The sequence below is a fragment of the Martinezella rhizogenes genome (assembly GCF_000799715.1).
In the GTDB taxonomy this organism is placed as follows: domain Bacteria; phylum Pseudomonadota; class Alphaproteobacteria; order Rhizobiales; family Rhizobiaceae; genus Rhizobium; species Rhizobium rhizogenes_C.
Map to the genome: position 1 here is coordinate 87057 of NZ_JUHG01000013.1, position 16634 is coordinate 103690.

The 16634-nt window shown below is 61.9% G+C and carries 13 protein-coding genes; 5 read left to right on the forward strand and 8 right to left on the reverse strand.

Features of this window, described 5'->3' with window-relative positions; all coding sequences use genetic code 11:
• The first annotated feature begins 31 nt into the window (after positions 1 to 31).
• The 5 genes from EX00_RS12355 to guaD are packed head-to-tail and all read left to right on the forward strand — an operon-like array spanning position 32 to position 5860.
• Positions 32 to 1606, forward strand: coding sequence for an ABC transporter ATP-binding protein (locus EX00_RS12355; protein ID WP_047457922.1), 1575 nt, complete (start codon positions 32 to 34; stop codon positions 1604 to 1606).
• 1 nt (position 1607) lies between these two features.
• Positions 1608 to 2651, forward strand: a complete 1044-nt coding sequence (locus EX00_RS12360) for an ABC transporter permease (RefSeq protein WP_047457925.1) — start codon at positions 1608 to 1610, stop codon at positions 2649 to 2651.
• Positions 2652 to 2664: 13 nt separating this feature from the next.
• Complete coding sequence (locus tag EX00_RS12365) at positions 2665 to 3600, forward strand: ABC transporter permease (RefSeq protein WP_047457928.1); 936 nt, start codon at positions 2665 to 2667, stop codon at positions 3598 to 3600.
• 32 nt (positions 3601 to 3632) lie between these two features.
• Positions 3633 to 4490, forward strand: coding sequence for an aromatic ring-hydroxylating oxygenase subunit alpha (locus tag EX00_RS12370; RefSeq protein ID WP_047457932.1), 858 nt, complete (start codon positions 3633 to 3635; stop codon positions 4488 to 4490).
• Between the two features lie 11 nt (positions 4491 to 4501).
• Positions 4502 to 5860, forward strand: coding sequence for a guanine deaminase (gene guaD, locus EX00_RS12375; protein WP_047457935.1), 1359 nt, complete (start codon positions 4502 to 4504; stop codon positions 5858 to 5860).
• A gap of 11 nt (positions 5861 to 5871) precedes the next feature.
• On the opposite strand, the gene EX00_RS12380 is transcribed toward guaD, so the two are convergent.
• From EX00_RS12380 to EX00_RS12415, 8 genes are all read right to left on the reverse strand, one after another.
• Complete coding sequence (locus EX00_RS12380; RefSeq protein WP_047457937.1) at positions 5872 to 8142, reverse strand: FdhF/YdeP family oxidoreductase; 2271 nt, start codon at positions 8140 to 8142, stop codon at positions 5872 to 5874.
• 144 nt (positions 8143 to 8286) lie between these two features.
• A complete protein-coding gene (locus EX00_RS12385) occupies positions 8287 to 9237 on the reverse strand; it encodes a lytic transglycosylase domain-containing protein (protein ID WP_047460229.1) in 951 nt (316 codons plus the stop codon).
• A 106-nt stretch (positions 9238 to 9343) separates the two neighbouring features.
• Positions 9344 to 10459 carry an anhydro-N-acetylmuramic acid kinase gene (locus EX00_RS12390; RefSeq protein WP_047457938.1) on the reverse strand — a complete coding sequence of 372 codons (1116 nt, stop codon included), beginning with the start codon at positions 10457 to 10459 and terminating at the stop codon, positions 9344 to 9346.
• 10 nt (positions 10460 to 10469) lie between these two features.
• The gene (locus tag EX00_RS12395) at positions 10470 to 11489 is read right to left on the reverse strand and encodes a serine hydrolase domain-containing protein (protein WP_047457941.1); all 1020 of its coding nucleotides are present in this window, start codon (positions 11487 to 11489) and stop codon (positions 10470 to 10472) included.
• A 23-nt stretch (positions 11490 to 11512) separates the two neighbouring features.
• Positions 11513 to 13249, reverse strand: coding sequence for an ABC transporter ATP-binding protein (locus tag EX00_RS12400; protein WP_047457943.1), 1737 nt, complete (start codon positions 13247 to 13249; stop codon positions 11513 to 11515).
• Positions 13246 to 14085 (reverse strand): ABC transporter permease, encoded by an 840-nt coding sequence (locus EX00_RS12405; RefSeq protein ID WP_047457945.1) that lies wholly within the window; start codon positions 14083 to 14085, stop codon positions 13246 to 13248. The genes EX00_RS12400 and EX00_RS12405 overlap by 4 nt, the downstream gene beginning before the upstream one ends.
• Positions 14085 to 15044 carry an ABC transporter permease gene (locus tag EX00_RS12410; RefSeq protein ID WP_047457948.1) on the reverse strand — a complete coding sequence of 320 codons (960 nt, stop codon included), beginning with the start codon at positions 15042 to 15044 and terminating at the stop codon, positions 14085 to 14087. The genes EX00_RS12405 and EX00_RS12410 overlap by 1 nt, the downstream gene beginning before the upstream one ends.
• Positions 15045 to 15071: 27 nt before the next feature.
• Entirely contained in the window at positions 15072 to 16565 is a 1494-nt protein-coding gene (locus EX00_RS12415) for an ABC transporter substrate-binding protein (protein WP_404944016.1), read from the reverse strand.
• Positions 16566 to 16634 lie beyond the last annotated feature (69 nt).

Consider the following 16634-nt stretch of genomic DNA (forward strand, 5'->3'; position numbering starts at 1 on the left):
TTACTCTTCATGATATTCTGGTGCCCTTCCGATGACTGAGACCGCGACACCCTTCTCCGCGCCCCCCGGCACACCGCCTCTGGTGCAACTCAAGGGCATCGCCAAATATTTTCCGGGTGTCATCGCTAACGAGGATGTTGATCTCGACGTCTTGCCGGGCGAGATCCACGCTCTCCTCGGCGAAAACGGCGCCGGCAAATCGACCTTGATGAACATTCTGACCGGCATTTATCAACCCGATGCCGGCGAGATCATCATCGACGGCTACGCCAAGCAATTTGCCACGCCGCTTCAGGCGATCGCCGCCGGCATCGGCATGGTGCATCAGCATTTCAAGCTGGTCCAGGCTTTCACCGTGGCCGAAAACATTCATCTCGGCTGGTCGGAGACGCCGCGCCGCGCTTCCGCGCAGATCTTGGAGGCCCGCACGGCGGGACTGGCTACGAAATTCAATCTGCAGACCCGCCCCGACGCCCGCGTCAGCGATCTCTCAACCGGCGAGCAACAGCGAGTCGAGATCCTTCGTGTCCTGGCGCGGCAGGCCCGCGTGCTGATCCTCGACGAACCGACGGCCGTGCTGACGCCAGCTGAGGCGCGCGAACTGTTCAAGGCGCTGCGCGATTTCGTGGCGCGGGGCAACGCCGTCATCTTCATCAGCCACAAGCTCGATGAGGTTCTGGAAATTTCCGACCGCATCAGCATCCTGCGCGGCGGGCGCAAGATCGCCACGGAGAAGACGGCTGACTGTAATCCGCGCATGCTGGCGAAATTGATGGTGGGGCGCGACATCGTGCTTGCTGATATGCGGCAACGCGCGGCGGGAGCCGCGCCGATCTCGCCCGAACCGGTACTCAGCCTCGACAATGTCTCCGCCCTCAACGATGCCGGCGACGAAGCCTTGCATGGTATTTCGCTTCGGGTCCATGCCGGTGAAATCCTCGGCATTGCGGGCGTAGCGGGCAATGGCCAGCGTGAACTCAGCCAAGTGCTGGCAGGTATGCGGCCGGTCAGTGGCGGTCGTATCCTGATCGAGGGAGAGCCTGTCGGCCGTAGCAACGCCGCCGCCTTCGTTGAGCGCGGCATCGGCCATATCCCGGAAGACCGATTGCATAGTGGACTGGCACCCGCACTCAGCATTACCGTCAATGCCGTGATGCGCGAATACAAGCACCCTCCGGTTTCGTCCGGCGGCGTTTACCGTCCGGGTGCGGCGACGGTGCTTGCCAAGGAGATTGCGGCAGTCGCGGATGTCGCTATCCCGGATTTCGGCATGCCAATTCGGAACCTCTCGGGCGGAAACCAGCAGCGCCTCGTCGCCCGGCGAGAGATGCGTATCGCGAGCAAGGTCCTAATCGCCGCCTATCCAAGCCGTGGCCTCGATGTCGGCGCCATCAACACCATGCTGCGCTATATCGTCGAACTGCGCGATGCCGGCGCGGGTATCGTGCTGATTTCCGAGGAACTGGAAGAGCTCTTGAACCTCTCGGACCGTATTGCCGTCCTCTACGAAGGTAAAGTCATGGGGGTCGTCGACAACGACAAGGCCGATATCGACCAGATCGGCCTCATGATGGGCGGCCGCGCCCAAGCGCGCGAGGTTGCCTGACATGGCCGCATCCTGGCATTTCCAGCGCATGCCCTCCGCATCATCGGCCACTGCCTTCGGTGCGCGCATCGCCGCAATCTTGCTGGCGCTGATCTTGGCGGGCCTTATCCTGGCTGCCACAGGCGCCAACCCGCTCGACCTTGCATCGCAGGTGATCGACTCGAGCTTTGGTTCCAGTTTCGGCCTTCAGGATCTCGGTGTTCTTCTCGTCCCCCTTATCTTGACCGGGCTTTCGGTTGCGGTCGGCCAGCAGATCGGTGTCTGGAATATCGGCGCCGAGGGGCAATTCTATGCCGGCGCTTTCGGCGCCGCCACGGTCGGCCTTTTCGTGCCCGGTCCGCCGGTCGTGATCCTGCCGTTGATGTTCGTTGCCGGCCTTGCCGGCGGTGCGATCTGGATCCTCATCCCGACGCTCGCCCGCGCTTACGGCAACGTCAACGAGCTAATTACCACGCTGCTTCTCAACTTCGTTGCGATTCTCCTGGTCTTCTACGTCGCCACCGGAGCTTGGCGTGACCGGATGTCGAATTCGGCGACGCGGAGACTGTCGGCCGAAATCCCGGAGCTGTGGGGATCGGTGCATTGGGGGCTTCCGATCGCCATTTTGGCCGCACTCGCCGTGGCAGCCGTACTCGCCTTCTCACGTTGGGGTTATGAGGTGCGCCTCGTCGGCTCCAATCCGTCGGCCGCCCACTATGCCGGCATGCCGGCGCGACGTCATCTCATCACCGTCATGCTGCTCTCCGGCGCAATCGCCGGTCTGGCAGGTATGCTGGAGGTCGCCGGAACAGTGCACCGGTTGCAGGGCGGCATCTCCAACAATTACGGCTATCTCGGCATCATGGTCGCGGTGCTGGCACGCAACTCCGCCATCGGCGTCATCTTCTCCGCCGCGCTGATGGCCTTCATCCTCAATTCCGGCATCATCCTGCAAACCCAGGGACTGACGACATCGGCGGTGCTGGCGATCACCGGCCTCATTCTGTTCCTGACGGCGATCGGCGACGAGCTCGCCCATTACCGCATCGCCCGCGACAAGGCTTGAAGGAAAAGAGACCATGGAACTTCTGACCGGCCTCCTCACCACGGCCTTCCTCGCCGGCGGCGTGCTGGCGCTTGCCGCTCTCGGCGAAGTGCTTGCCGAACGCGTCGGCGTCGTCAATCTCGGTGTCGAGGGCCTGATGGCGATGGGAGCTATAACGGCGATTGCGACGGTCGCAGCCTTCCCGTCTCCAACAATCGGCTTCATCGCCGCGCTGGCAGTCGGCGCGGTCTTCGGGATGGTCTTTGCCGCCGCCGCCGTTTTGTTGCGCGCCAATCAGGTGCTCTGCGGCCTGGCGCTGACGCTGATGGGCAATGGCATCGCCTCCAGCATCGGCCGCGCCTATTCCGGCATGCCGGCGCGTGCCACCTTTTCCGGGATCGAGATCCCGCTGCTGAGCGATATCCCCATTCTCGGCAAGGCCTTTTTCTCGCAGAATATCCTCGTCTATCTGATCTACATCATCCTGCCGGTGGCGCTGAGCTACATCATGTTCCGCACCCGACACGGTCTCAACCTGCGCGCCGTCGGCGAAAACCCGGCTGCCGCGGACGCCGCCGGCATTCCGGTCAATCTCATTCGCTTCGCCTATGTCACCGCCGGTTCGGCGCTTGCAGCCGGGGCCGGCGCTTACCTGACGCTCGCCTTCGTTCCTTCCTGGTCCGACGGCGTCATTGCGGGGCGGGGCTGGATCGCGGTGGCGCTGGTGATCTTTGCCGGCTATCGGCCGATCCCCGCTGTTCTCTCGGGCCTGCTCTTCGGTCTCATCACTGCACTCGGCTTCGTCGGCCAGGCGCGTGGCTGGCCGATCGCGCCCGCGTTCCTGTCCATGCTGCCCTATCTCGGCACCATGGCCTTCATTATCGTGCCGGTCCTTGCCTGGCAGCGCATGCGCCGTATCATGGCCGCACCCGCCGCAATCGGCCTGCCCTATTATCGCGATGTCCGCTAAAGTAGATTGATGAACAAGGAAAGGAGCGCCGCATGAGCCAATGTTCCGACAAGGCAGCCCTCGACCAGTGGTACGCGCTTGAGACGGAAAAGGAGATTCCGTTCGGAATCTCAGCCAACCGTCTTCTCGGCACCAATCTAACCGTCACGCGCAGCAGTGATGGCACGCTTGACGTCAAAGCCGAAGGCCGAGAAGAGCCTTTGCCGTTGATCAAGCGCTTCGGCCTCGTCTGGACAACGCTCGGCACACCGGCAGGCGGACTTTTTGATCTGCCGGAAGCCGATGAGCCGGATCGGCGAGTCGTCAATTGCGGCACCGTCTCGGTGCGCGCCTCCGGGCTCAGGATTGTCGAGAACTTCCTCGACCTGGCGCATTTTCCCTTCGTCCACACCGATATTCTCGGCGCCGAGCCGCATACCGAGGTGACGCAGTACAATGTCGAGATCCGCCGCGATGTCGATGAGGTCTGGGCGACCAATTGCCAGTTCTTCCAGCCGCAGGCGGCTCTTTCGGCCAGCGAAGGCATCATGACCGACTACATCTATCGCGTCATGACCCCGTTCACGACCCTGCTCTACAAGACCTGCCCGAATGCGGCCAACCGCTGGGACGTGATCTGCCTCTTCGTGCAGCCGCTCGATCCCGACCGCTGCCGTGCCCATCCGGTGATGTTCCTGATCGACGACGTCTCCACGACGACGGAGCTGGTGCATTTCCAGCAGCTCATTTTCCTGCAGGACCGCATCATTCTTGAGAACCAGCGCCCCGTGCTGCTACCACTGGAGCCCCGCGCGGAAATCCCGACGCGGGCTGACGCCACCTCGATTGCCTATCGTCGCTGGCTGAAGGAAAAAGGCATTACTTACGGCACGACGATCATGGCCGCCTGAAAGAGAATGCAATGGATTTACGCGGCAAGACGCTGAGCGCATCGGGTTTTCACTCGCCCGAGCGCGGTACCATCGATGTTCTGGACGACGTGCTGATCGAGATCGATGCCGACGGCGCGATTGCGGCCGTTCATCGCCACGGCGATCCGAATTACCGGACCATCCGCGATGCCCGCGAAGCATCCGGCGAACTCGTGATCCTGCCTACCGGCGCCTATATCCTGCCCGGCTTCGTCGATCTGCATGTGCACGCGCCGCAATATCCGCAGCTCGGCGACGCGCTCGACGTGCCGCTGGAAGTCTGGCTTCAGAAATACACCTTCCCGCTGGAAGCGCGCTATCAGGACGCCGCCTTTGCCCGCCGCGTCTATGGCCTGCTGGTCGAAGACCTGCTGGCCAACGGCACGACCACCGCTCTCTATTTTGCCACCATCCATCAGGAAGCAACGCGGGTGCTGGTCGATACCTGCCTGGAAAAAGGCCAGCGCGCCCTGATCGGCAAGGTGGCGATGGACAATGCCGAGGAATGCCCGGACTATTATCGCGACCTGTCGCCGGAGGAGGCACTCGACGGCACGCGGGCGTTGATCGATTACGTACGTGGCCATCCGGACAATCATGAAGGGCGCGTGCTCCCCGTCGTCACGCCGCGCTTCATTCCCTCCTGCACCGATGCGACGCTCGAAGGTCTCGGTGCCATCGCCAAAGAATGCGGCTGCCATGTGCAGACCCATTGCTCGGAGAGCGATTGGGCGCATGGCTATGTGCTCACCCGGCACGGCATGACGGATACGGACAGCCTCGATCACTTCGGCTTGCTCGGACGAAAGACCGTGCTGGCGCATGCAAATTTCCTGACGGCGAAGGACATGGAGACCATCAAGGCGCGCGAGGCCGCCGTTGCCCATTGCCCGCTGTCGAATGCCTATTTCGCCAATGCCGTCTTTCCCTTGCGGGCAGCGCTTGAAAAGGGGCTGCATGTCGGTCTCGGCACGGATATTTCTGGTGGTCCGAGCGCGTCGATGCTCGAAAACGCGCGCGGCGCGATCCTTGTCTCGCGGATGCTGCAAAGCGGCGTCGATCCGAACCTGCCGGCCGCCGCGCGCTCGACCTTCGGCCCGGCGCAGATCGATTTTCGTGATGCCTTCTATATCGCCACATCGGGCGGCGGCATTGCGCTCGACCTGCCCATCGGGCAATTCGCACCCGGCTATCAGTTCGACGCCGTACTGATCGATACCGAGGCCAAGAAAGGCACCGTCCGGCTATTCGAAGACCGCGATGAGGGTGAAGGCATCCTGCAGAAAATCATCTACACCGCGTCGAAGCCAAACCTCACGACCACCTGGGTCGGCGGCCGCAAGGTCTAGGGACATCAAGGCTATGCTGCCTTGGTGATACGCACCGGCAGCGACTTGTAGGACGGTGTGCCGCTTTGCTTGTCCTGATAATCGATCGGGATGAGGCAGTTTGCTTCCGGATAATAGGCGGCAACCGAGCCTGGCGCGATAGCGTATGAAATCGCCGTCAGCTTCATCTGCCGTTTGCCGCCGGAGGGCAATGCTGTCGAGATCTCGACGAGGTCTCCATGTTCCAGGCCGTTTGCCGCCAGGTCTCCATCATTCATGAACAGCACGTCGCGTCGGCCGAAAACACCGCGATAGCGATCATCGAGGCCATAGATCGTCGTATTGTACTGGTCATGACTGCGGATGGTGGCGAGCTTCAGAATGCTCGCATCGGCGAGCTCCTTGTCCTCGTTGAGGCCCGGAAACAGCAGGAACTCCGCCTTGCCCGACGGCGTTTTCCAGACGCGTTCGGTCGGTCCGATCGGCAGGCGGAAGCCGCCAGGCACACGAATGCGCTCATTGTAGCGCTCGAAATCGGGGAAGACGATCTCGATCTTGTCGCGAATGCGGTCGTAGTCATCAACCAGATGCATCCACTCGACCTTGCTATTGGGCAAGGTCGCCTGCGCCATGGCGGCGACGATCGCCGGCTCCGACCGCAACTGATCCGAAGCGGGTTTCAGCTTGCCGCGCGAAGCATGCACCATGGACATGGAATCTTCGATCGTCACCGATTGCGGGCCGGACGCCTGGATGTCCACCTCCGTGCGCCCGAGCACTGGCAGGATAATCGACTCCTTGCCGATCAGCAGGTTCGAACGGTTGAGCTTGGTGTTCATGTGAACCGCGAGATCAAGCTTACGCATAGCTTCGGCACAGAGTTCCGGGTCCGGAAGTGCGATGGCGAGATTGCCGCCGAGGCTCAGCAGCACCTTCGAGCGCCCCTCCGCCATCGCCTGCATGCCGGCAACCGCGTCATGCCCATGATGTTCCGGCGGCTTGAAGCCGAACGCGCGCTCGATGCCGGCAAGCAACGCGGCATTGGGTTTTTCCGTGATCCCGACCGTCCGATCGCCCTGGACGTTGGAGTGGCCACGCAGTGGGCAGATGCCGGCGCCGGGCTTGCCGAAATTGCCGCGCAGCAGCAACAGATTGGCGATCTGCTGCACATTGTAAGTACCCTTGGCGTGCTGGGTAATGCCCATGCCGTAGGGAATGATCGTCGCCTTGGATTTGACGTAGGCTACGGCCACCCGTTCGAGATCGGCGCGCGTCAGGCCCGAGACCCGCTCGATATCGGCCCACCCCGTCTGTTTGAGATCGGCGGCGAGCGCTTCGAAGCCATTGGTGTGTTCGTCGATGAAGGCGCGATCGATCGCATCTGGCTGTGTTTCCGCCAGTACCAGCACCGCTTTCATGATGCCCTTGAGTGCCGCCGCGTCACCGCCGATCTTGACCTGATAATAGGAGGAGGCGATCCGTGTCGAACCGAGTGTGGCCATCTCGACCGGGCTCTGCGGGTCGGCGAAGCGTTCGAGCGCCATTTCCTTCAGCGGATTGAAGACGATGATCGGCACGCCGCGCTTCGAACACTCGTGCAGCGTCCCCATCATGCGCGGATGGTTGGTGCCGGGATTGTGGCCCATCGAGATGATCAGGTCGCAATGATCGAAATCGTCGAGCGATACCGTGCCCTTGCCGATGCCGATCGAATTCGGCAGGCCGGTGCTCGTCGCCTCGTGGCACATGTTGGAGCAATCGGGGAAGTTGTTGGTGCCGTATTCGCGCGCATAGAGCTGGAATAGGAAGGCGGCCTCATTGGAGGCGCGGCCGGAGGTGTAGAATTCCACCATATCCGGATCGGGCATGCTGCGCATGACCTCGCCGATCCGGGCAAAGGCTTCCTCCCATTCGATTGGCTTGTAGGTGTCCGTTGCACGGTCATAGGCCAGCGGATGCGTCAACCGACCGGCATTCTCCAGATCGTAGTCGCTCCACTGGAGCAGTTCGCTCACGGTATGCTCGGCGAAGAATTCAGGCGTCACGCGCTTGTTCGTCGCTTCCCACGTCACGGCCTTGGCGCCGTTTTCACAGAACTGGAAGGTCGACGTATGTTCCTTGTCAGGCCATGCGCAGCCGGGGCAATCGAAACCATCGGGCTTGTTGGTCCGAAACAATAGCAGCGGTGCCTCTGTCACGTCCATCTGCTCGCGAACGGCGTTCGCGGTGGCTTTGAGCGCCCCCCAGCCACCCGCAGGGCCGCTGTAAGGTCGGATACCTGGAACTTCACGTTTCTGCGCCATCGTACGCTCCTTCAATTCGTTCTCAAGACTCCCTCCCCGAGCCTGGATGGTTGACGAATATTCTTCGGACGTTGGCGAGTAAAGCGCAATAAATCGATGTGTCGCCGGGACAGTCCACAGGATCGGTCGGGCCACCGCAAAAGCTTAGTTCTTGAACACTAGACAAGTGCCGCCTTGCTGGCGGATTTGAGCGCAAACCGCTTCAGCCTCGACACGTGTCTCCCGGCCGATGCGGGCTGCGTATCGGACGCGGAAACCGAAGTCGCGGTTGCGCTGGCGCACGATGAGCGGCTTTTCCTTGTTGAGCGGCGCTGGAAGCTTGCTCACATCCAATGAAAAAAGGCGTCGGGCGGCACCAGGCTGAAAATGCTCCGCAAGCTGAACGCCCCAGGGCGCCCAGGGCCGCTCTTGCTCCAGGGCAACCTGCTTCAACCGCCGCGTGCCGGCGAGCGCCATGCAGGATTCCAGAAAAGGTTTGCCCTTGTCCAGTTCCGGCGCGGCAATATCAGGCGGATCATCCTTCCATTGCTCGACCGTATAGGCGGTGATCGCCGTCACGTAGCTGCGCGTCTCATAGGGAAGGCTGCCGGAGCCGAGAAAATTCGCCAGACCGTTTTCGCCGGCATTATAGGCCGCCGCGGCAAGCCCCAGATTGCCGAAACGGCTGCGTAGTTCATCGAGATAGACCGCCGCCTTGCCGAGCGCTTCCAATAGATCGTAGCTGTCGCGAACACCACGCAATCTCGCCGTTCCCGGCATGAATTGGGCAATGCCCTGTGCACCCTTTGGACTGATGGCATCAGGCCGAAACGTGCTCTCGCGCCAGATCAGCCGGGCAAGATAGTCCGGCGGGAGCTTATTGGCGCGGGCGAAATAGTCGATCGCCTTGCAGAGATCGCGATTGTAGCTTTCCTTGCGGATGCAAAGCGTTTCGCCGGTATCGGTGATCAACGGTCCGGAGATGCAGGACGGCGGCGCTACGATCCATTCAGGCTGAGCCCTTGCGGGAACAACGGCAGACATCAAGACGCCGAACGCAACAACGAAGCCTATGGTCTTTCCGGCAAAGCCGGGCCGAAGCTGTCTGCCTGCCATTCGTGCGAAACCCATTGGAAACCGTCAAATCGCTAGGTGAGCTTTCAATAGCATCGATCCGCGACGACGAAAACCGCAAAGGCTGCAATGGCGACGGCGATACAATCTATTCGGCAAGACGACCGCCGCGCATCGGCGCGGGCACGCCTGTCGTACCGGGGAAGCTGATCGGAAGGCCCCGAAGCACACGCACGGCCAGGAACGCGAAGCATTCGGCTTCAACAGCATCGCCACGCCAACCCAGCATTTCGGCCCCGATCGGCGTTACGCCGGCGCGCGTCTCGAGCATCGACATGATCGTCGGATTGTGACGGCCGCCGCCGCTCACCACCAGCTTTTTCGGACGGCGCGGCAGCAGGTCCAGCGCTTTACCGACGGCAGAGGCCGTAAAGGCGGACAGCGTTGCCGCTCCATCCTCGACACCGAGCCCGTCGGCCATGGAGGCGCCGAAATCGAAGCGATCCAGCGATTTCGGATAGGGAGCGCTGAGATAGGGATGCTCCAGCAGCTCGGCGAGCCTTCCCTCGTCTACCGTCCCCGCCCGGCCCAGTGCTCCGTCCCTGTCCATCTCGCCAAGCCCGTGGGATTTGATGAAGTCATTGAGCGGCGCATTGGCCGGCCCGGTGTCGAAGGCGACGAAATTGCCCTCCCCGTCCGACCAGGTGATATTGGCGACGCCACCCAGATTGAGGATGGCAGTGTCCTCGCCAGTGCCAGCGCTGCGTAGCAAAGCAGTATGATAGGCGGCGGCTAGCGGCGCACCCTGACCACCCGCCCGGACATCGGCGGAACGGAAATCATAGGCGACCTTCGTGCCGAGGATGGAATGCATCAGTTCGCCATCGCCCAGTTGGCGCGTATCGCCAAGGCGACCTTTTTGCGGGGCGCGATGCAGCACGGTCTGGCCATGGAAGCCGATGACGCCGATATCGGCCATGGACAGGCCAAAGCCTTCGACAAGCTCCTTGACGGCAGCCGACTGGGCGCGCGTCAAAGCCTCCTCAGCCTCCTTGAAGATGTAAGGCTCCGGCCCGTTGAAATTCCATACCCTTGCTTGCGCCAAGGTCTCCTCCAGCAGCCGCCTGATCCCGTCCGGATAGGGAGCCAGCGCATAGGGGCCGAATTCCGCGATCCGCTCGCCATCGGTCTTGATCAAGGCAACATCGATATTGCCGTCGAGAACGGTTCCGGTCATCAGACCGACTGCCCAGATTGGTTCCATGATCAAGCTCCTAAACTCTATTGACGAGATCGCCGACGCTCTGGCGAAGCATCAGGATCCCGCTGTCGAAATGGCGTGTCGGATGAATGCGGTTGGTGAGCAGGGTCCAGGCCCTGCCCTTGTCGAAATCGATCCAGAGACCGGTGCCGGTAAAGCCGGTATGGCCGATTGTATCAGGCGAGCATAGCTTGCCGCCGGACCAGTCGTCATAGGGGCGCTCCCACCCATGTGTGCGCGTTGCTGACAGTGGTGTTCTCATCAGGGCGATCGAACGTTCGGCGGCACCGGTGCCGGTCAGCAATCCCTCGGCGAAATCGAGGATCGAGGCAACCGTTCCGAAGAGGCCGGCATGCCCGGCACCCTCTAAGGCCGAGCAATTATCGTCATGGACCTCGCCCGAGAGCATGCGATGACGCCAGGTGCAGTCTTCCGTCGCGGCCGCCTGATCGGGCGTTGCGGAGAAGGCAAAACCAGAACCAGCGTCCATATCGCGGATCGTCTGCCCGGTCAGGCGCTCCAGCGCGAAGCCAAGCAGAATGAAGTTGATGTCGGAATAGACCGGCGGACCGGCCCGCCATTCGCGCTGCAGGATGAAGGCACGCAGCAGATCAGGGCTTTGGCCATAGGTATAGAGTGGCGCGACGGCGGGAAACGGCGTCTGGTGGCCGAGGCACTCGCGGAACGTCACCTTCCGCTCCCAGGCCGAGGCATCATATTGGCGCAGGTCCGGCAGCAGCGAAGTCAGCGGCGCGTCGAGATCGATCGTGCCGGCCTCGGCCAAAGCCAGAATGCGCGGAGTGGTGAAGATGACCTTGGTCAGCGAGGCCAGATCGAACCATGTGTCGGCGAGCATCGGCCGAGTGACAGGAACTATTTGCGCGGAGCCGACAGCACGGACCATCCGGCTGCCATCGAGATCGATAATGCCGAGCACGCCGCCTGGAATACGCCCGGCCGCAACGGCGGCTTCGACAGGGGCGAATGCCCGGTCGAAACGCTGTGCCAAGTCGGTTTTCCCGGCTGCCGTCATGTCCCCTCCCCGCCGCTTCTCTCTCAAACTTCCGCCTGGGCCATATGATCCGCAGCAAACCGGCGCCATTCGGGTGCATCCGGCTCGAAGCCGAGCGGGCGCACCAGAGACGGAACCTGGCGCGTATCCAGCGCGAAATTCTCTCGCCGGCGCTCGACCGTCGGAACGGCCGAGATCAGCCGCCTGGTATAGGAATGTTTCGGTTCAGACAGCACCGAAGCGGCATCGCCGATCTCCACGATCTCTCCGGCATAGATCACGGCGATCCTGTGCGCAATCCGCTCCACGACCGCCATGTCATGCGAGATGAACAGATAGGCGAGCCGATATTCGCGCTGCAATTCGATCAGCAGGTCCAGGACCTGCGCCTGAACCGACACATCCAGCGCCGAAACGGCTTCGTCGAGCACCAGAACAGAGGGGTTCAGCATCAGCGCCCGGGCGATGCAGAGCCTCTGCCGTTGCCCGCCCGAGAACTCATGCGGATAACGCTCAAGGCTGTTTTCGGGCAGGCCGACACGCTTCAGCAACTTGACCATCCTATCGCGCGTATCCCCGGAAGCCCGGCCGCCAGCAGCAATAACGGGTTCAGCCAGGATACTGTCGACACGAAGCCGGGGATTGAGCGAGGCGTAGGGGTTCTGGAATACCATCTGCACGGCGCTCGTCCGATCCGCCGTCTTGCCGGAGCTTGCCGTGAATGTGCCGCGCGTCGATTTCACCAATCCGAGGATCGCTCGCGCCGTCGTGGATTTTCCCGAGCCGCTTTCACCGACGATCGCTAGCGTTTCACCGGGCAGCAGATCGAAATCGACGCCTTCGACCGCATGCACCGCCCCGGTCGGACGGTGAAAGAAACTGCCCGATACCGGAAAGCGAACGGTTAATCCCTCGACCGTCAGCGCAGGCTGAGCCACGTCGTCGCGACTAAAATCCGATCTTACCGCGCGGCCGGCCGAAAAATGTGGGACGGAATGAAGGAGATGCTGCGTATAGGGATGCATGGGTCTGTCGAGGATCTGGTTAAGCTCCCCCTGCTCGACTGCCTCACCAGCCTTCATCACCATGACACTGTCGGCAATGCCGGCAACGAGGCCGATATCGTGGGTGATGAAGATCATCGACATCCCGGTCTCGCGCTTGAGTTCGGCGAGTAGCGCCATGATCTGCGCCTGCACCGTCACGTCCAGTGCCGTCGTCGGTTCGTCGGCGATCAGCAGGCGCGGGTTGCAGGCGAGCGCGGTCGCGATCATCACCCGCTGCAGCATGCCGCCGGAGAGCTGGTTCGGGCAATAGTTCAGCCGCCGCGCGGCATCGGGGATGCGGACGCGGTCGAGCGCATCCTTGGCAGCTGCTCTTGCCTGCCGGCCGGTCAGCCCACGATGAAGGCGGAAGGACTCCTCGATCTGCGTGCCGATGGTCAGCACCGGATTGAGCGAGGTCATCGGCTCCTGAAAGATCATGCCGATCTCGGCGCCACGGATCTTCGTCAACACCGCCTCGTTTGCCGTGGTCAGGTCGAGAATGCTGTTGTCGGCACGCTTCAGCCTGATCGAGCCGCCGACAATGCGCCCGCCGCCGAAATCGACGAGGCGGTTGATCGACAGTGCGGTCACGGACTTCCCCGAGCCGCTCTCGCCGACGATGGCCAGCGTCTCGCCGGCGGCGAGATCGAAGCTGACCCCACGGACGATCTTGTTGACTTCCGGATTACGTCCGAAACCCACCTCCAGATTGGAAACGGAAAGCAGAGGGTTCACGGATTTACCCTCCGCATTTTCGGATCGAGAATATCACGCAGGGCATCGCCGAGCAGATTGAAGCCGAGGATGCTGATCATGATGGTGATGGCGGGGAAGATCAGCAGCCAGGGGGCTGTCTCCATCAGGTTGCGGCTGTCGCTCAGCATCAGCCCGAGCGAAGATGCCGGCGGCTGCGTGCCGAGGCCGAGGAAGCTCAAGCCGGCCTCGGTCAGCAGCGACCATGCCAGCGCCAGCGTGATCTGCACTGTCAGCGGCGCAACGAGGTTCAATAGCAGGTGCCGCGTCAGGATATAGCGCTTGCTGCTGCCGAAGGTGCGGGCGGCATCGACGAAATCGCGCGCTTTCAGCGAGAGCGCCGGGCCACGCACGACGCGGGTGAAGATCGGCGTATAGACGATGGCAATTGCGGCGACGCTGGTCCAGGTGCCGGGGCCGACGATGGCGATGATCAGGAGGGCAAGAAGGATGGCGGGGAAAGCCAGAAGCACATCCATCATTCGCATGATCACCCCATCCCAGCGCTTTCCGAACCATGCGGCGGTCAAGCCCAGCACGGTGCCGATCAGGCTCGCGAGCGCAACCGAGAGGAAGGCGACGGTGAAGGATTCACCTATCCCGTTCATCAGCCGGCTTGCGACATCACGACCGAAGAGGTCGGTGCCCATCCAGTAGACGGCATTCGGCGAATGCAGGCGATCGATCCGGTTCTGGGTCAGCGGATTGTGCGGCGTCAGCCCGAGCATGCCAAGAACGGCAAGTGCGAAAAAGATCAGGACGATGACACCACCGATCCGGCCGCTCGTATGCCCGAAAATGGCCCTGACGATACGCATCAACCTTCTCCCAGACGAACGCGCGGATCGAGCGCGACATAGGCGAGGTCAACGAGAAGATTGACGACCATGAAGTTGAAGGCGATGAACAGGACGCTGCCCTGCACCAGCGCGTAGTCACGCTGCAGGATGGCATCGAGCACCATGCGCCCAAGCCCCGGCAGGGCGTAGATCTGCTCGACCAGAACGGCCCCGCCAAGCAGGTACCCGAACTCGACGCCGCTCAGCGTCACCACCGGAATGAGCGCGTTCGGCAGCGCATGTCGCCAGATGACGCCCCGCGCCGGCACGCCGCGACTGCGGGCGGTGCGGACATAATCATCGCTCAGAACATCAAGCATGGCCGAACGCACCACGCGTGTGACGGAAGCCGCGAAGGCAAAGCCGAGCGTCAGCGTCGGCAGGATCATCTGTCCGAGATTGCCGAGCGGATCCTGCCAGATCGGTGTGAACGCGCCCATGGTCGGCAGCACACCGAAGCCAGCCGAGAGCGCATAGATGATGAGAAGGCCGAGAACGAAATTCGGGGTGGACTGCCCGACCATGGCGGCGATACGCACCAGAAGATCGGACAGTTTCCCATTTCGTGTCGCCGCGAATACGCCCGCCGGCAGGCCGATCAGGAGCGCAATGATCATGGAGAGCAACGCAAGCTCAAGGGTCAGCGGAAACCGCTCGAGAATGATATCGAGCACCGGCTTGCCGTAGGTGACGGAGAGGCCGAGATTGCCTTGAAGCAGGCCAAACAGCCAGCGCCAGTACTGCACGAACCATGATTGGTCGATGCCGAAATAGGCGGAGAGCGCCTGCCGCTGCTCCGGCGTCAGCAGGCCCGCATTGGTTCCCAGCATCGCCGTGATCGCGTCGCCCGGCACCAACCGGATGGCGATGAACACGAGGACGGACACTCCCAACATGATCAGCGGGAATGTCATCAGCCGGCGCGCCAGATACCCCATGAAACGTCCTCTAGGTCAGGCTTTCCATCACTGGATGGAGACTTTGCTGAGGCCGAAGAGCGAGCCCGTCGGCGTCGGCACGAAACCCTGAACGTTCTTCTGCTCAGCCGTGTAGCCATAGGCGGTATAGAGCCAGATCCAGGGCGAAACCTCGGCGATGTGCTTTTCGAAATCGGCAAAGATCGCCTTGCGCTTGGCCGGATCAGTCTCGACACGGCCCTTCTGCATCAGACTATCAAGCGTATCGTCGATATAGTTCGCCACCTTCTGCAGGTTACCGGTCTTCGTCCAGTAGCGGTTATACATGGTATAGGGATCGGCGCTGCCGCCATTGAGCGCAACCGCCATGTCGAAATTGCCCTTGAGCCAGGCGTCGACATAGACGTTGAGCTCCATCACCTTGATATCGAGCTTGATGCCGATTTCGGCGAGCTGCGACTGGATGACCTGGGCTTCGGCGGTGGCGGTCGGTGGCTCGCCGGTGGCGGCGATCACGGTCGCCGAAAAGCCATCGGCAAAGCCGGCGTCGGTCATCAACTTCTTGGCTTTTTCGATGTCGCGCTTGTAGCAGAAGAGCTGGCTCGGATCGGTCGCGTAGAGCGGCATGGTCAAGGGACCCGTCACCTTGCCCTCGCCGAGCGCTGCCGTATCCATCACATCCTGCCGGTCGATGGCGCAGGAGATTGCCTGGCGTACGGCGAGCTGATCCATCGGCTTATGCGAAGGGTTGAGCTGCAGGACGTTGTAGGAGAGCCCCGGGGTCCGCGTCAGTTGCAGTTTCGGCTCCTTGGGAACCAGTGTCGCCACCAGCGGGTCGTTCAAAAGCGCGAAATCGATCTGGCCCGTGCGAAGCGAGGCCAGGATCGCCGTCTCATCCGGAAGGACACTGATATTGATGCCATCGACACCGACCGCACCGCCGGCCCATGCCTTGTTGGCGCTCAGGACTTCCTTTGAATTCGGAACCCAGCTATCGAGCTTGAAGGGACCGGAACCGATCGCCTTCGTGCCGATCGAGCCGGCGGTGATTTCGCTGGCCGGAACGATAGAAGCGTTGAGGCTCGTCATCGCCGTCAGGATTGGAACATCCGGCTGCGACAGATGGAAGACGACGGTCGTGGCATCGGGCGTATCGATGCTGGCGATCGACAGGAAGTTGGCGCGGGCAACAGCGGCAGTCGCCTGATCGAGAATGCGCTGGAACGATGCCTTCACGTCGGCCGAAGTGACCGCGGCGCCATTCTGAAACTTGGCATTCGCATTGAGCTTGAAGGTCAGCTCCTTGCCGTCGGCCGAAAACTGCCAGCTATCGGCAATGGCCGGCACAATCTGCAAATTGCCGTCGAGCCGGACGAGCGGCTCATAGATCAGCTCCAGCAAACGGATCGAGGAAAAGGCAGTCTGCTTGTGCGGATCGAGCCCTGTCGCATCCTGCGACCATGCCATTCGCAGCGTCGCCGCATGCGCTTGCGCCGATATGGTCGCGATGCCGAGACCGGCCGCCAATGCAACGCAGGACATCAGTCTATCTGGAAAATACCTTTTCATTCTTTTTGCCCCCTGAGCTTGTTACCCCAGCCGATTTTGGCC

Coding starts and splice junctions, on each gene's coding strand:
- EX00_RS12355 (WP_047457922.1), top strand. CDS start 32: ATGACTGAGACCGCGACACCCTTCTCCGCGCCCCCCGGCACACCGCCT.
- EX00_RS12360 (WP_047457925.1), top strand. CDS start 1,608: ATGGCCGCATCCTGGCATTTCCAGCGCATGCCCTCCGCATCATCGGCC.
- EX00_RS12365 (WP_047457928.1), top strand. CDS start 2,665: ATGGAACTTCTGACCGGCCTCCTCACCACGGCCTTCCTCGCCGGCGGC.
- EX00_RS12370 (WP_047457932.1), top strand. CDS start 3,633: ATGAGCCAATGTTCCGACAAGGCAGCCCTCGACCAGTGGTACGCGCTT.
- guaD (WP_047457935.1), top strand. CDS start 4,502: ATGGATTTACGCGGCAAGACGCTGAGCGCATCGGGTTTTCACTCGCCC.
- EX00_RS12380 (WP_047457937.1), bottom strand. CDS start 8,142: ATGGCGCAGAAACGTGAAGTTCCAGGTATCCGACCTTACAGCGGCCCT.
- EX00_RS12385 (WP_047460229.1), bottom strand. CDS start 9,237: ATGGCAGGCAGACAGCTTCGGCCCGGCTTTGCCGGAAAGACCATAGGC.
- EX00_RS12390 (WP_047457938.1), bottom strand. CDS start 10,459: ATGGAACCAATCTGGGCAGTCGGTCTGATGACCGGAACCGTTCTCGAC.
- EX00_RS12395 (WP_047457941.1), bottom strand. CDS start 11,489: ATGACGGCAGCCGGGAAAACCGACTTGGCACAGCGTTTCGACCGGGCA.
- EX00_RS12405 (WP_047457945.1), bottom strand. CDS start 14,085: ATGCGTATCGTCAGGGCCATTTTCGGGCATACGAGCGGCCGGATCGGT.
- EX00_RS12410 (WP_047457948.1), bottom strand. CDS start 15,044: ATGGGGTATCTGGCGCGCCGGCTGATGACATTCCCGCTGATCATGTTG.
- EX00_RS12415 (WP_404944016.1), bottom strand. CDS start 16,565: ATGTCCTGCGTTGCATTGGCGGCCGGTCTCGGCATCGCGACCATATCG.